General features: G+C 31.8%; 12 protein-coding genes. All 12 read left to right on the plus strand.

Annotated features, from left to right (window positions below; genetic code table 11):
- Positions 1-153 precede the first annotated feature (153 nt).
- On the plus strand, positions 154-942 hold the full coding sequence (locus CDLVIII_RS03125) for an electron transfer flavoprotein subunit beta/FixA family protein (RefSeq protein ID WP_009168003.1): 789 nt from the start codon (positions 154-156) through the stop codon (positions 940-942).
- Positions 943-1,004: 62 nt separating this feature from the next.
- Entirely contained in the window at positions 1,005-2,195 is a 1,191-nt protein-coding gene (locus tag CDLVIII_RS03130; protein WP_009168004.1) for an FAD-binding protein, read from the plus strand.
- A 3-nt stretch (positions 2,196-2,198) separates the two neighbouring features.
- A complete protein-coding gene (locus tag CDLVIII_RS03135) occupies positions 2,199-3,602 on the plus strand; it encodes an FAD-binding oxidoreductase (RefSeq protein ID WP_009168005.1) in 1,404 nt (467 codons plus the stop codon).
- A 223-nt stretch (positions 3,603-3,825) separates the two neighbouring features.
- Positions 3,826-6,180: a formate C-acetyltransferase/glycerol dehydratase family glycyl radical enzyme gene (locus CDLVIII_RS03140; protein ID WP_009168006.1), complete on the plus strand. Its 2,355-nt coding sequence runs from the start codon at positions 3,826-3,828 to the stop codon at positions 6,178-6,180.
- A gap of 3 nt (positions 6,181-6,183) precedes the next feature.
- Positions 6,184-7,122, plus strand: coding sequence for a glycyl-radical enzyme activating protein (locus CDLVIII_RS03145; protein WP_009168007.1), 939 nt, complete (start codon positions 6,184-6,186; stop codon positions 7,120-7,122).
- A 173-nt stretch (positions 7,123-7,295) separates the two neighbouring features.
- Positions 7,296-7,973: a transaldolase family protein gene (locus CDLVIII_RS03150; protein ID WP_009168008.1), complete on the plus strand. Its 678-nt coding sequence runs from the start codon at positions 7,296-7,298 to the stop codon at positions 7,971-7,973.
- Positions 7,974-8,695: 722 nt separating this feature from the next.
- A complete protein-coding gene (locus tag CDLVIII_RS03155; protein WP_009168009.1) occupies positions 8,696-10,249 on the plus strand; it encodes an ABC transporter substrate-binding protein in 1,554 nt (517 codons plus the stop codon).
- 76 nt (positions 10,250-10,325) lie between these two features.
- The gene (locus tag CDLVIII_RS03160) at positions 10,326-11,330 is read left to right on the plus strand and encodes an ABC transporter permease (RefSeq protein WP_009168010.1); all 1,005 of its coding nucleotides are present in this window, start codon (positions 10,326-10,328) and stop codon (positions 11,328-11,330) included.
- Positions 11,331-11,345: 15 nt separating this feature from the next.
- Entirely contained in the window at positions 11,346-12,230 is an 885-nt protein-coding gene (nikC, locus tag CDLVIII_RS03165; RefSeq protein WP_009168011.1) for a nickel transporter permease, read from the plus strand.
- A 13-nt stretch (positions 12,231-12,243) separates the two neighbouring features.
- Positions 12,244-13,221: an ABC transporter ATP-binding protein gene (locus tag CDLVIII_RS03170; RefSeq protein WP_009168012.1), complete on the plus strand. Its 978-nt coding sequence runs from the start codon at positions 12,244-12,246 to the stop codon at positions 13,219-13,221.
- The gene (locus CDLVIII_RS03175) at positions 13,214-14,188 is read left to right on the plus strand and encodes a dipeptide ABC transporter ATP-binding protein (RefSeq protein WP_009168013.1); all 975 of its coding nucleotides are present in this window, start codon (positions 13,214-13,216) and stop codon (positions 14,186-14,188) included. Before CDLVIII_RS03170 ends, CDLVIII_RS03175 begins: the two co-directional genes overlap by 8 nt.
- Before the next feature lie 249 nt (positions 14,189-14,437).
- On the plus strand, positions 14,438-16,306 hold the full coding sequence (locus CDLVIII_RS03180; RefSeq protein WP_009168014.1) for an SEC-C metal-binding domain-containing protein: 1,869 nt from the start codon (positions 14,438-14,440) through the stop codon (positions 16,304-16,306).
- Positions 16,307-16,366: the final 60 nt, after the last annotated feature.

The raw sequence follows: 16,366 nt of genomic DNA on the forward strand, positions 1-16,366 counted from the left end.
ATTGGTCATACCAATTATAAATTGGTATGACAAGTTAATAAAAATCCAAAGATAAAATCATATCTATCCACTTATACGCAAAGCGTGAAAATTATGACTAGTGCTACATAGTAAGTAAACTTTAAAATATAAATTTTTAGGAGGAAAGTTATTATGAATATCTTAGTGTGTATTAAACAAGTACCAGGAACTTCAAAAGTAGAAGTTGATCCAGTCACTGGAGTGTTAAAGAGAGACGGCATAGACTCAAAAATGAATCCATATGATTTATATGCCTTAGAAGCCGCCTTAAATATTAAGGAAGATAAAGGTGGAACAGTTAAGGTTTTGAGTATGGGACCTAATCAAGCGTTAAGCGTAATAAGAGAAGCCTATACAATGGGAGCAGATGAAGGAGCCTTGCTATCAGATAGAAGATTTGGAGGAGCTGATGTTTTAGCTACATCATATACAATTGCTCAAGGTGTTAAAGAAATGGGAGATTTTCAATTAATAATTTGTGGTAAGCAGACTACGGATGGAGATACAGCACAAGTTGGACCTGAAATGGCAGAGTGGTTAAATATACCTCATGTAGCAAATGTAAAAAGTATAATTGAAATAGAAGATTCATTTATTACAGTGGAAATGGACATGCCTGAAAGTATTGAAACTGTAAAAATAGCATATCCATGTTTGATTACAGTAGATAAAGGAATTTTTGAGCCAAGATTACCTTCTTATAAAAAGAAATTATCTACAAAGGATAGAGAAATTAAGATATTTAGCCTTAATGATTTCAATGATAAAAATGAAAAAAATTATGGATTAAACGGTTCACCAACTCAAGTGGAAAGAATATTTCCACCAGAAGTTAATAATGACAGAGAGATGTGGACAGGAAGTTCAAATGAATTAAGTAAAAGAATAGGGAATAAGTTAAAGGCATTGAAATTCATTTAGTTAAGGGACAGTAAGATTAAGAAATATTTTAATATTTTTAAGTAAAAGAAGGAGACGAGATTATGGCAAAATTGGTTATAAATCAAGATAAGATAACAAATATTGAAGAGTTAATAAAAATTTGTCCTTTTGGTGCTCTTGAGAATAACAATGGAAAAGTTGAAATAAGTGGAGCATGTAAGATGTGTAGGCTTTGTGTCAAAAAGGGACCTAAGGGTGCAGTTGAATATATAGAAGAGGAAGTTAAGGAAATAGATAAAAGTGCTTGGAATGGAATTGGAGTTTATGTTGACCATGTAGATGGAGAGATACATCCAGTTACTTATGAGCTAATAGGAAAGGCTAGAGAATTAGCAGGTAAAATAAATCATCCTGTTTATGCAGTATTTGTAGGAAGCAATGTTTCTCACAAAGCAGAAGAGCTTTTGCATTATGGAGTAGATAAGGTTTTTGTATATGATGATAAAGAATTAGAATGTTTTAGAATAGAGCCATATACAGCTGCCTTTGAGGATTTTATAAATAATATAAAGCCAACTGCACTATTAGTTGGAGCGACTACAATAGGGAGATCATTAGCGCCAAGAATAGCAGCAAGATTTAAAACAGGACTTACAGCGGATTGCACAATCTTAGATATAAAAGAAAATACAGACTTAGTTCAGATAAGACCAGCATTTGGAGGGAATATAATGGCTCAAATAGTTACTCCAAATTCTAGACCACAACTTGCAACTGTTAGATATAAAGTTATGACAGCTCCAAAAAGAAGCGAAGAAATTAAAGGTGAAATAGTTAATTGTAAAATAGGTAGGGAAAAATTAAAATCTGGAATTACAGCTCTTGAAATAAAGAAAAAAGCTTCAGAGGTAGGTATAAGTGATGCAGAAGTCATCGTAGCAGCTGGAAGAGGAATTAAGTCAGAAAAAGATTTAGAAATGGTAAAAGAATTAGCTAAAGCTTTAAATGCAGAGTTTGCATGTACTAGACCATTGATTGAAGCAGGCTGGGTCGATGCAAAAAGACAGATTGGATTAAGTGGAAGAACTGTAAGGCCAAGACTGATAATAACTTGTGGTATATCAGGAGCAGTTCAGTTTACAGCTGGAATGAATAATTCGGATTATATATTTGCTATTAATACGGATGAAAAAGCACCAATATTCAAGGTTGCCCATTATGGAGTTATTGGAGATATGTATGAGGTAATTCCTGAACTAATAGAAAAGATAAAACTTGCTAAGGAGGCATAGGCTATGAGTTATAAAGAAGTTGAATTAAAGGATTATGAATATATATTAGCTATTGCAGAAAATGATAAGGAAAGAGTATTCTTTAGAAGTGAAATAAATGAAGATTATAGTCATGATGAACTAGGTGGAATTAAAAAAATGCCTGACATAGTAATCCAAGCTACAAGTACAGAGGAAGTTTCAAAAGTAATGAGGTATGCTTATGAGAATAACATTCCAGTAACTCCAAGAGGATCGGGTACAGGTCTTGTAGGGGCAGCAGTTCCTCTTAAAGGTGGAATAGTTATCGATCTTAGTAGAATGAATAAAATATTAGAATTAGATGATGAAAATTTGACTCTTACCTTAGAAACAGGCGTATTGCTTATGGATATTGGTAAATATGTTGAAGAATTTGATTTGTTCTATCCTCCAGATCCAGGTGAAAAATCAGCAACAATAGGTGGAAATATAAGTACTAATGCAGGTGGAATGAGAGCTGTAAAGTACGGAGTGACTAGAGATTATGTAAGAGGACTTGAAGTTGTTCTTCCAAACGGAGATGTAGTTAATTTAGGAGGTAAAGTTGTTAAAAATAGTTCGGGTTATTCCTTGAAGGATTTAATGATTGGTTCTGAAGGAACTTTGGGAATAGTGACAAAGGCGATATTGAAACTATTACCACTTCCTAAAAAGGCAGTAAGTCTTCTTATACCTTTTGGCAGCCTTGAACAAGCAATAGAAACTGTTCCTAAAATAATTAAATCTAAATCAATACCAACAGCAATTGAATTTATGCAGAGAGAAGCTATCCTTGCAGCAGAAGAATTTTTAGGAAAAAGCTTCCCAGATAAATCTTCAGATGCATACTTATTGTTAACTTTCGATGGAAATTCCACAGAAGAAATTGAAAAGGATTATGAAAATGTTGCAAATATCTGTTTAGAAGCAGGAGCACTAGATGTATTTATTTCAGATACAGAAGAAAGACAGGAATCAATATGGTCAGCTAGAGGATGTTTTCTTGAGGCGATCAAGGCTCTAACTAGCGAAATGGACGAAGTTGATGTTGTTGTTCCAAGAAATAAAATTGGAGAGTTTGTAACTTTTACACATGAGCTTGAGCATAAAGCAGATGTAAGAATAAAAAGTTTTGGGCATGCTGGAGATGGAAACTTGCATGTATATATATTAAGAGATGAATTAAAAGAGGATGAATGGCATGCAAAACTAGATGAGGTTATGCAGATCATGTATGATAAAGCTAAAGAATTAAAAGGACAAGTTTCAGGAGAACATGGTATAGGTTTTGCAAAGAAGGGATATTTAAAGCAATCTTTACCTGATGAATGTATAAACATAATGCAGGGAATAAAATTGGCTTTTGATCCTAAGAATATATTAAATCCAGGAAAAGTATGTGAATAAAATTATTATAGTAAACTTTATAAGATAATCATATACAGTTTAACACTATCGTATATTAAAAATTAATAATACGATAGTGTTTTTTATATAGAGAATAATTCAGCACATAATGGAAAAAACTATATTAAATAATAAAAATATATTGAAAAATAATTCAAAACAAGATAAAATTAAAATATAATAATAATAAACAATATGAAATAAGCTGAAAGGAGAAAGAGAAATGGAGCAAATAATAATGTCTCAAAGGATTGAAAAGTTAAAAGAAAAGATGCTATCTGAAAAAAGATATGCATCAATTGAACAAGCACTTATTATAACGGAAACATACAAACAAAATGAAGATAAACCAGTTATTATAAAAAGAGCATTAGCGTTAAAAAATTCTCTTTCAAAATTAGAAATAGGTGTTGAAGAAGAAGAATTAATCGTTGGGAATCGTACAAAGGGTGTTAGATATGGAGTAGTATTCCCAGAGAGCGGAAGCTCGTGGATTGATACAGAATTTGAAAGTCTTCCAACTAGACCTCAGGATAAATTCAATGTAAGAGCAGAAGATATAGAGAAATTCCGTGGAATTATTAAGCCTTATTGGGAGGGACATTCATTAGAAGATGTCATTAAAGCAAGGTATGGAAAAGAAATTAATGAGATTTCAAAGGTAGTAAAGATAAACCAAAAGGATCATGCTCAAGGGCATATTTGTCCAAATTGTGAAGAATGGCTTGAATTAGGACCAGAAGGAATAAAACAGAGAGCATTTGAGAAAATAAAAAATGCAGGCGGGGAAAATAGTGACTTTTATGAAAGTGTTATTATTGTAATGGAAGGTACACAAGAATTTATGCTTAGATATCATAAATTAATGATAGAAAAAGCGAACAAAGAGACCGATGAAAATCTGAAAGCAAGTATGCTCAAAGTTGCTGAAAACTGCAAAAACCTTTCAATAAGACCAGCGGAGAGTTTTCATGAAGCTGTGCAGGCAATTTGGTTTTTATTTGTCATACTTCATATGGAATCCAATGCATCATCTTTTTCACCAGGGAGAATGGATGAATTTTTATATCCATATTATAAGAAGGATATAGAAAATGGAACACTTAATAATGAAGAAGTGCTAGAAATAATTGAATGTCTTTGGCTTAAATTTAACCAAATTGTGTATTTAAGGAATTCTCATAGCGCTAAATTCTTTGCAGGGTTTCCGATAGGATTTAATATTGCAATTGGTGGGCAGGATGAAAGTGGGAATGATTTTTCTAATGAATTATCTTACTTATTTTTAAAAGCGCAAGAGCATTTAGGATTACCTCAGCCAAATTTATCTGTGAGATTGCATAAGGAAACAAGTGAGAAGCTATTAAAAGAAAGTATAAAGGTTGTAGCAAAAGGAAGCGGAATGCCTCAATATTTCAATGATGAAGCAGTGATTTCAGCAATGATAGATTTAGGCATTAATGAAAAGGATGCACGAGATTATGCAATTGTAGGGTGTGTAGAACTTACAACTCAAGGAAATAATTTGGGGTGGAGTGATGCGGCAATGTTTAATCTGAATAAAGTATTAGAATTGACGCTAAATAATGGAAGATGCTTAATGACAAAAGATTTAATAGGTTTAGATTTAGGTAATTTAACTACTTATAATAAATATGAAGATTTAGAGGAAGCTTTTTCTAAGCAGATAGATTATTTTGTAGATAAGATGATTTTAGCATGCGAGCAAGTTGAAAAGGCCCATATAGATGTTCTGCCATCTCCATTTTTATCATCCGTTATTGATGATTGCATAGAAAAAGGAATTGATGTTACAGCAGGTGGAGCAGTATATAATTTATCAGGAATTCAAATGATACAAGTTGCAAATTTAGCAGATAGCTTGGCTGCGATTAAACTTTTAGTTTATGATGAGAAAAGAATCCCTAAAGAAGAATTATTAAAAGCACTACAAAATAACTTTGAGGGATATGAAATTGTGCGAGCAATGTTGTTAAATAGAGCGCCTAAATATGGTAATGATATTGAATGGGTAGATGAAATTGGAGCTAAATGGGCTAGATATTTCAATAAAAAGCTTAAGAATTATACAAATTATCGTGGAGGCCCATATCATACTGGAATGTATACAGTATCGGCGCATGTTCCAATGGGTGAAAATGTAGGTGCATCTGCAGATGGAAGATATGCAAGATCTCCGTTAGCAGATGGGGGAATGTCGCCTGTATATGGAAGGGACATTGCAGGACCTACTGCAGTCTTAAAATCAGTGTCGAGATTAGATAACGTGTTAACTACTAATGGTGGATTATTAAATATGAAATTCTTACCCGAGTTCTTTAAAACAGAAACAGGAATTGTTAAATTTTCAAGGTTTTTAAGAGCATTTGTAGATTTAGAAATACCACATATTCAATTTAACGTCTTAAGAAAAGAAGATTTATTAGCAGCTCAGAAGAATCCAGAGAACTATCGAAGTTTGACTGTACGTGTAGCAGGCTATACTGCATATTTTACTGAACTTGCAGGAGAACTACAAAATGAAATTATAGCTAGAACAAGTTATGGAGATATATAGCTTATGGATGGAGATAATTTAGCAGTACGAGGAAGGATTTTTGATATACGAAGATTTTCAACTCATGATGGAGATGGAATAAGAACAACGATTTTTCTTAAAGGCTGTCCATTAAGGTGTGTGTGGTGCCAAAATCCTGAAGGCATTTCGGAAGATGAGCATCTGATTCACTTTGAAAATAAATGCATAAGGTGTGGACTGTGCGTGAAGAATTGTGTTAATAAATCTGTTATAGAGAAAGATAATAAAATATCTATTATTCAAGAGCAATGTACAGAGGAGCAAAATAAAATTGTTATTGATGTTTGTCCAACAGGAGCATTAACTATGGATTCTAAAGTTTATACTTTAGATGAGATCATAGAAATAGTTATGAGGGATAGAGCATTTTTCAAATATGGCGGAGGAGTTACATTATCAGGTGGAGAACCGCTTTTTCAAAAGGAATTTACAATAGCTTTGCTAAAGAAACTTAAAGAAATTGGTATAAATACAGCAATTGAAACTTCGTTGTTTGCACCTAGTAAATATATATTAGAGATATTGCCATACATTGATATAATTTTTGCTGATTTAAAAGTATTTGATGAAGAAAAGCACAAGGCTCTTACAGGCGTTAGCAATGAACTTATTAAAAGAAACATTAGTCTTGTTTTAGAAAGTGATAAGAAAGATAATATAATTATTAGAACACCATTAATACCAGGGTTTACAGCAAATAAGGAGAATATCAGTGATATAAGCAGCTATATTTCAAAGATATATTCAAATGTAAAATATGAACTATTAAATTATAATCCACTTGCAAAAGCAAAATATAATTTAATAGATAATTTAGAGTATTGTTTTGAAGAAAACCCACAGATGTATAGTGATGAGCAAATGAATGAGTTTTATAATATTGCTTATGCAGCAGGAATAAAGAATTTAATTAAGCAATAAGTTTATTTTTATAATAATGTCTTAGAAACTCACCAATTTTCAGCATATTCTTCAGAATAAATATTCTAATATTTTTAAGAATACAAGAATATTAAAAAACAAGAATATGCAGTTGTAGAGTTAAAAGCGTTGTTTAAAGTATATATAAGTTAAAAGTAGAGGAGAAGATAGAAATGTTAATATTAATTGATGATGCAAATTTAGATGCAATTAAAAGAATTTATGAAAACTACCCATGTGATGGAGTAACAACAAACCCTTCTATTTTAAAAAAACAAGGTGGAAATCCTATGAAGGTATTAAAGGAAATTAGAGAATTCTTACCAGAAGGTGCACAGCTTCACGCTCAAGTAGTATCTTTAACCGCTGAAAAGATGGTTGATGAAGCTCATCATATGTTAGAAGTATTAGGTAAAGATACATTTATAAAGGTTCCTGTAACAAGTGAAGGAATAAAAGCTATGAAATTATTAGCTAAGGAGAATGTTAATATTACAGCTACAGCTATATATACAGCAATGCAAGCGTTTATAGCAGCAAAAGCAGGTGCTAGATATACAGCACCTTATGTAAATAGATTAGACAATATGGGAGCAGATGGTGTTCAAGTGGCAAAAGACATTCACGATATGTTTAAAGCTCATAATTTAAATGCAGATGTATTAGCTGCAAGTTTTAAAAATTCACAACAAGTTTTAAATTTGTGCAAGTATGGAATTGGCTCGGTCACAGCAGCACCTGATGTAATTGAGGGCTTAATTAAGCATGATGCAACTACAAATGCAGTAGAAGTATTTACGAAAGATTTTTATGCTCTAGTTGGTGAAGGAAAGACCATGGAAGATCTATAGAGCCTGTGGACGTAATTTGAAGAAATAAATTATATTAAAGTAAAAAATAACTGTTTAGCATATTTCATTTTTAAAGCTAGACAGTTTTTTATTTTATCATTTAGTGGAATAAAAGGATTGGTAGTGGATATATGAAATGAATTCATTAAAGAAAAATGTATGAAGTTAATTTAAATTTAGATAAGTAGAAATAGGAATAATATATTTTTTTAATAATGAAAAGAATAACTAGAAGGTTATGTAAAAATATAACTTCAGTTTTAAACATGATTTTATTAAAAAAGTAATAAAATCTCTAAATTGTTAATAATAATATAAAAATATTTAAAAAATAATATACAAGTAATAACTGTTATGCTATAATTATACAAAGTTAACAAATAATAATTGTTATGGTTAATAGATACTTCAACGGGGAAGGGTTAATTACTGCTTGCAAGAAGATGTAATTTATTTTTCCTTTTTTTGTATACGTTGATTTAAAAACATGGTTTGTATTTGTCTTTAGATAAATATATGATTCATGAATATGTGACAATTTTTCAAATTTAGCTTTAAGTATGTTCATACAAAAGTAGTATGATAAAAAATCCTTAATTAAGATAGTATAGTGTATAAGCTAAATGATTTAATAATTGATATGCAATTCGATAATATTAAATCATTATATCTATGCATATTACAGATAATTAAGTAGCCAAAATAGAACAGGGGGATATCTTATGAAAAAAAGAATTTTATCATGTGTACTTGCAGGGTTACTCGCTGCAACGGCTCTTGTAGGATGCGGCGGGGGACAAGCTGCTAAGACAAGTGCTGCCAAAACATTTATATTTGCACAAGGGGCAGATCCAAGAGGATTAGATCCTGCTTTCGTTGATGATGGAGAGTCAGCAAAAGTTATGTGCAATATATATGAAGGATTAGTTAAGTATGGTGATGAGGATACAAGTATTCAACCATGTTTAGCAGAAAGCTGGGATATTAGTCAGGATGGTAAGGAATATACTTTCCATTTAAGAAAGGGAGTTAAATTCCATGATGGTACTGATTTTAATGCAGATGCAGTAGTTAAATCTGTAAGCCGTCAATTACCTCCAAATGCAACTGATGATATGCCATATGCATCATTTACCTTTGATGGGGTTACTAAGGTTGAAGCTATTGATGACAATACAGTTAAGTTTACATTAAAAGAGGCAAATACTCCATTTTTAGCAAATCTTGCAATGACACTTGCAGCTCCGATTGTAAGTCCAACAGCACTTGAAAAAAATAATGGTAATTTAAATGAAGCTCCAGTAGGAACTGGACCTTTTAAATTTGTTTCTTGGGAAAAGGGTGATAAAGTAACTCTTGAAAAGAATAATGATTACTGGGGAGATAAAGCTAAAATTGATAAATTAGTAATTAAAATTGATAAGGAAAATTCAGTAAGAGCCAGTGAACTTATGACTGGTGCAATTGATGCAATGGATGGATTAGATCCTAGTGATGTTGATAAATTAAAAGAAAAAGGTATGAATATATTCTCAAAGCCTGGAATGAATATAAACTACATGGCTTTTGATTGTGACAGGCCTCCTTTCAATAATCCAAAGTTAAGAGAAGCTGTATCATATGCAATTAATCGTAATGAATTAGTTCAATATTTATATCAAGGCTATGCAGATCCAGCAAAAACTATGCTGCCTAATTTCATAGCTGGATATAAAGATGTGTCAGATTACGAATATAATCCAGAGAAAGCTAAACAAATGCTTAAGGATTTAGGGATGGAAAATCTTCAAGTTAAGATGGTAACTTATTCTAATCCAAGACCTTATAACTCTGTTGGTGGTCAAAAGTTAGCAGAAGCAGTTCAAAACTACTTAAGTAAAGTTGGTATTACGGCAACAATTGATGTATACCAATGGACTGAATACAAAGATAAAACTACACAAGGTGAAGGCGATATTAAATTCTATGGTTGGAATGGTGATAACGGAGATGCAGATAATTTCTTATCATTAGTTGCTAGTACTGTTTCACCAAGCTTAAATATTTCTAGATATTCAAATCCAGAAGTTGATAAGCTTTTAGCACAAGGAAAAGCAACACCAAATGGAGATGCTAGAAATGCAATATATGGACAAGTTCAGGATATACTTTCAAAAGATGCACCATGGGTTAATATTTCATATGCAAAATCAATGGCTGCTTCATCATCAAAGGTTAAGAACTTTAGTGTTCACCCAACAGGTTCAATTTTCTTCCAAAAGGTTGATAAAGAATAATTACTAAAGAACATTTGTTAAGCTCCGGCGAAAGTCGGAGCTTTCAAATTGATTATATATTAAAAGAGGTGAAGTTATGTTCAAATATTTTATAAAAAGATTAATATTACTAATACCGGTAGTTATCGGGGTTTCTATTTTGGTATTTCTAATAATGCACGTATTTTCTACTGATCCTACATCTATAATTTTAGGTCAACATGCTAGCCAGGAACAAATTGAAGCATTGAGACAGCAATTAGGGTTAAATGCTCCTTTATATATTCAATATTTAAAATTCATAGGTGGTATTTTTACAGGAAATTTTGGTACTTCGCTTATAACTAAGAGCTCTGTGGCAACAGAGATTTTTTCGAGATTTCCAGCAACTATTGAGCTTGCGATACTCTCTATAATCGTTGCTTCGATTGTGGGTATAACACTTGGAGTTATTTCAGCAGTGAAGCAAAATTCAATTTTAGATTATCTTTGTATGGGCACATCTTTAGTTGGTGTATCTATGCCTATATTCTGGCTCGGACTAATATTAATTGTTGTATTTTCAGTTGGCTTAGGTATACTTCCAGTATCGGGAAGAGCAACTATAGGATTAGAGCCAACGAAAATAACCGGACTTTATTTATTAGATAGTTTAATAACAGGAGATATGACTGCATTTGTTGATTCATTGGAGCACTTGATATTACCAGTAATTGCACTTTCATCATATTCTACTGCTATTATTGCACGTATGACACGTTCTACTATGCTTGAAGTTTTAGGACAGGATTACATTAGAACAGCAAGATCTAAAGGACTTGCAGAGAAGATCGTTGTAAAGGGACATGGCCTTAGAAATGCTTTGATTCCAGTATCAACTGTTATTGGACTTCAGTTAGGTTCATTGCTTGGGGGAGCTGTTTTAACAGAAACAGTTTTTTCATGGCCTGGAATTGGCAGTTATACAATCGATGCTATATTGAAATCAGATTACCCAGTTGTGCAAGGGTCTGTAATGATAATGGCGATTATATTTGTTTTAGTAAATTTATTAGTAGATTTACTTTATGCATTTATAGATCCTCGTATCAAATATTCTTAAAGGGGGAGGCATTTTATGGATACGAATAATTTAAGGTCTCAAGAAGAAAAGAAATCATTAATGATTAGATTTAAAAAATTTATGGGTTTAATTATTTCAAATAGAGCTGCATTGGTTGGATTAGTTATAATCATATTAATAGTATTTATTACTGTTTTCGGAAGTTTTATAATGCCGTATGATCCTAATACAGGTGATCTTTCGAGTTCACTTCAAACTCCATCTGCATCTCATTTCTTTGGTACGGATGAACAGGGAAGAGATATTTTTTCAAGAGTGATTGATGGTGCTAAAATTTCACTTAGGGTTGGAATAGTTGCTGTTGCTATTGCCTTATCAATTGGAACAATAGTTGGTTCGATTTGCGGATACTTTGGAGGAAGATTAGATATGTTCTTAATGCGAATTATGGATGTAATCTTAGCATTTCCTTCATTATTACTTGCAATTGCATTTATGGCTGCTTTAGGTAGAGGTATTGATAAGGCTGTTATTGCAATTAGTATAGTTACAATTCCAGAGTATGCGCGTATAGTACGTGGTTGTGTGCTGTCTATACGTGAAAGTGAATATGTTCAAGCGGCAAAAGCTATTGGTAATGGAGACTTTGTTATAATTTTTAAACATGTGCTTCCTAATATATTATCGCCTATAATTGTACGTGCGACTCTTGGAATTTCGGGTGCAATTCTAGATGCTGCTGCATTGGGATTCTTAGGACTTGGAGTACAGCCACCGTACGCTGAATGGGGAACAATGCTTGGTTCAGGAAGAACTTATTTCTATAATGCACCGTATATAATTTTATTTCCAGGTCTTGCAATTACAATTACAGTACTTGCATTTAACTTACTTGGAGACGGGCTTAGAGATGCACTTGATCCTAAGCTAAATGCTTAAGGAGGGGTAAAGTATGTTACTTGAAATAAAAAATCTGAAGACTGAATTTGAAACTAAAAAGGGAACTGTTTGTGCTGTAAATGGTGTTGATTTTAGTGTGGATAAAGGTGAAGTTGTAGCTATTGTTGGAGAATCAGGCAGTGGTAAGAGTGTTACATCTCTTTCATTAATGAGACTACTTGGGAAATCTACTAAGACCAAAGTAACTGGTCAAGCGTTGTTTAAAGGAGAAAACATTCTTGATAAATCAGAAAAAGAAATGCAGCAAATGCGTGGTAAAATGCTCTCTATGATATTTCAAGAGCCTATGACATCGTTAAATCCAGTATTTACAGTTGGAAAACAAATTTCTGAAGCTGTTATTAAACATGATAAGGTAAATAAAGCAGAAGCAAAAAACAGAGCAATTGAAATGTTAAGATTGGTTGGAATTCCATCACCAGAAACTAGGGTTAACAACTATCCTCACCAGTTAAGTGGAGGCATGAGACAAAGAGTCATGATAGCTATGGCACTTAGCTGCAATCCGGAGCTTTTAATTGCAGATGAGCCCACAACTGCTTTAGATGTTACAATCCAAGCTCAAATTCTTGATCTTATGCTTGAATTAAAGGAAAAGCTAGGAACTGCCATTCTTCTTATAACTCATGATTTAGGTGTCGTAGCAGAAGTTGCAGATAAAGTTGTTGTTATGTATTGTGGAAGAGTTGTTGAAAAGGCAAATGTCAAAGATCTATTCAGGGATCCAAAGCACCCATATACTAAAGGGCTTCTGAACTCAATTCCTAAAATAGACGAGGATGCTGAAAGATTGTTTATTATACCTGGAACAGTGCCTAATCCATTGGATTTACCCTCTGGCTGTGCTTTCAGAGATAGATGTCCAAGCTGCATGGAAAAATGTGAAAAGGAACAACCTTCTTTATATAATTTAGATGGTAGAGAGGCCCGTTGTTTCTTGTACGAAAAGGAGGATAAAGCTAATGGATAAGGAAAAATTAATGGAAATAAAAAGTTTAAAGAAATATTTTCCTGTAGGATCCTCAGGATTTTTCCAAAAACCTGCGTATGTTCAAGCTGTTGATGATGTTACTTTTGATATATATAAAGGAGAAACTTTAGGGATAGTTGGAGAATCTGGTTGTGGTAAGTCAACTATGGGAAGACTTCTCGTTACATTGCTTGATTCAACTTCTGGTGAAATCTTATTTGAAGGAAAAGAAGTAAATGCTATTCGTAAAAATAATAGAAAAGATATAAGTAAGAACATTCAAATTATATTCCAAGATCCATATGCTTCTTTAAATCCAAGAATGACAATTGGAGATATCATAAGAGAACCAATGAAAATAAATGGTATTGCAAGTGGAGAAGAATTAGAAAAGAGACTTGATATTCTTTTAAATCAGGTGGGACTTGCATCTTATCATAAAGATAGATATCCACATGAGTTTAGTGGAGGGCAAAGACAAAGAGTAGGGATTGCGCGTGCTATTTCAGTTAATCCTAAACTTATAGTCTGTGATGAAGCAGTTTCAGCTCTTGATGTATCTATTCAAGCTCAAATTTTAAATCTTTTAGACGATCTTCAAAAAGAACTAGGTTTTACTTATTTATTCATTGCACATGGTTTAAACGTAGTTAAACATATTAGTGATAGGGTAGGAGTTATGTATCTTGGAAAGCTTGTTGAAATTGCGGATGTAGACAAATTGTATAGTACACCAATGCATCCATATACGACAGCCTTGCTTTCAGCTATACCAATTCCTAATCCAGAGAAGAAAAAGGAAAGAATTATATTAACAGGTGATGTACCAAGTCCAATTAATCCACCATCAGGTTGTAGATTTCATACAAGATGTCCTAAATGTATGGATATATGTAAACAAACAGAACCACAGCTGGTTGAGCTAGAATCAGGACATAAGGTTGCCTGCCACTTATACAATAAATAAAAATATTTGAACAAAGAAAACTATCCAATAATATAACTTCAAATGAAGCTATTTATATTGGATAGTTTTTTATGCTTTAAGTAACACTTGTTACAAGTGATAATGACTACAGCACAAAATTATAAGGCAGAGATCAGTTGGATTTAGGAGTAGTTTAATTAGATTTGACTTTAATATAAGATGTAAGTAGAATCAGTATGGCAGATAATTAATTAAGTTTATACTTGATTTAGGAGGGACTTATTAGAATTGAAGGGTAAATGTTACTATTGCGACAAAGAATTGACAGAAAGAACTATTAAGAGGCATATGAAAAGCTGTGCTGTAATGAAAAAAAGAATAAATGAAGAATTACAAGAAAATAAGAAAACAAGAAGTCAATATATTATATCTATTAAACCTAAACGTGGTAAGAGTGAATTCTGTCTATATATATCTATAGATGAATCACTAGGTTTGGTGCATATAGATAAATTAATAAGAGATGTTTGGATGGAAAATGATGGGCTGCTCAGTGGATTTAAAATTAACAGAAAGTTTTATGAAAACAAAAAAATGAATATTAAGCTAAACGAGATATTAGAAATTGGTAAAAAGTTTGAGTATGAATATGATTTTAAAAACACAATTAATTTAACCTTAGAGGTTGTTGATAAAATTGAGGTATCTAAAGAATTTTCCCAAATAGAGATAATAGCACGAAATGATGAAATTAAGCATATATGCAATAAATGTGAAGCTGAAGCTAAATACTTTAGCTATGAAAAAGAAGAATGGTTATGTGAAAAATGTATTGATAAAGAAGACAAAGGATTGAAAGAATTAGATGATTGTAATTTTCAAGGAGATAGAGACTACCATTACTTTGCTAAAAAGGATGGGGAGGAAGTATACTTACCAGGCAATAATAATAAATATAAGCCTTTAAGAAAAAAAGCGATTAAAAGAGAAGAGAATGATGAATTTTCTGATTTTAATAAAGAGGATAATATAGAGAGCAGTTGTGAAAATTTCTCTGAGGAGGTTCATGAATTAAAAGAAAATATATTTTTAAAAGATGCGTATTCTTTTGACATTAATACACTAGTAAGAAATTTAGATAATGGTAATATATATGATATAGGTAAAAATCTTAAGATTAAAGGTATAGAAAATTTAGAAAAAGATCAGTTAGCTGATAAATTTTTACATAGCTATGAAAAAGCTATAGCGGATACATTAAATCTATTTGATGAAGAAAGATATAAAACATTAAAAAAAATAGTAGATAATGCAGGCATCCAAGTGATGGACAATAATGAATTTGATAAGCATATGAATTATTTTGTTTCAATAGGAATGCTCTTTAAGGTTAAGGATAATGATGGACAAGATATAGCATTAATCCCAGAAATTCTTCAAAATTTAATTAAAAACAGAAATAATTCAGAATATAATAAGCTTAGAAGAATAAATACAGAAATAATGGATCTCTTTAGAGGAATGAATAGAGCTTATGGAATTATTAAGACAATTGATATAATAAGTTTATTCACAAAATATGGTATTAGGGAGTCGGAAAAAGTTAATATTAAAGAAGTCATACAGGAAGCACAATATTATTATGATGAATATTATGAAGAAGAAAAGTTTATTATAAATAGCGAAGTATCTATGTGGCGTATGATGATAAAAGAAATAGATGAAAATTTAGATTATGCTGTAGTTTCTAAAGAAGAATTGCTTAGAACATCAAAACCAGATTGGATTTATACTTCAAAGATAGGCAAAGAGTTTGTTGAAGAGGTTGGAAGGATATTAAATGCCGATGAAGGTATTTTAAAAGAAATTGTAGAATCTTTGATTAGTGAAATTCAAAAAAGAGATTTTGATGAAATTATTGATGATATATTAGGTACAGATAATATTAATAATGAAAATGTAAAAGAATTTGTATACGTTAGTGTAGGTAAGTTACTTAGAAATATAAGACTATGGAAATATAAAGGCGCAACTATTAATGAGAGAGTGAAAAGTAAGATTGAAGCAGAAAAGAAGTCTACTGTTGGTAGAAATGAGCTTTGTATATGTGGAAGTGGGAAAAAGTATAAGAGATGTTGTGGAAAAAATATTGGGTGATCTATGTTTAATATAAAGGATAATATATAAATTACTAATTGAGTCAGCTGTATCTTGACT

The organism is Clostridium sp. DL-VIII (assembly GCF_000230835.1).
In the GTDB taxonomy this organism is placed as follows: domain Bacteria; phylum Bacillota; class Clostridia; order Clostridiales; family Clostridiaceae; genus Clostridium.

Coding starts and splice junctions, on each gene's coding strand:
- CDLVIII_RS03125 (WP_009168003.1), top strand. CDS start 154: ATGAATATCTTAGTGTGTATTAAACAAGTACCAGGAACTTCAAAAGTA.
- CDLVIII_RS03130 (WP_009168004.1), top strand. CDS start 1,005: ATGGCAAAATTGGTTATAAATCAAGATAAGATAACAAATATTGAAGAG.
- CDLVIII_RS03135 (WP_009168005.1), top strand. CDS start 2,199: ATGAGTTATAAAGAAGTTGAATTAAAGGATTATGAATATATATTAGCT.
- CDLVIII_RS03140 (WP_009168006.1), top strand. CDS start 3,826: ATGGAGCAAATAATAATGTCTCAAAGGATTGAAAAGTTAAAAGAAAAG.
- CDLVIII_RS03145 (WP_009168007.1), top strand. CDS start 6,184: ATGGATGGAGATAATTTAGCAGTACGAGGAAGGATTTTTGATATACGA.
- CDLVIII_RS03150 (WP_009168008.1), top strand. CDS start 7,296: ATGTTAATATTAATTGATGATGCAAATTTAGATGCAATTAAAAGAATT.
- CDLVIII_RS03155 (WP_009168009.1), top strand. CDS start 8,696: ATGAAAAAAAGAATTTTATCATGTGTACTTGCAGGGTTACTCGCTGCA.
- CDLVIII_RS03160 (WP_009168010.1), top strand. CDS start 10,326: ATGTTCAAATATTTTATAAAAAGATTAATATTACTAATACCGGTAGTT.
- nikC (WP_009168011.1), top strand. CDS start 11,346: ATGGATACGAATAATTTAAGGTCTCAAGAAGAAAAGAAATCATTAATG.
- CDLVIII_RS03170 (WP_009168012.1), top strand. CDS start 12,244: ATGTTACTTGAAATAAAAAATCTGAAGACTGAATTTGAAACTAAAAAG.
- CDLVIII_RS03175 (WP_009168013.1), top strand. CDS start 13,214: ATGGATAAGGAAAAATTAATGGAAATAAAAAGTTTAAAGAAATATTTT.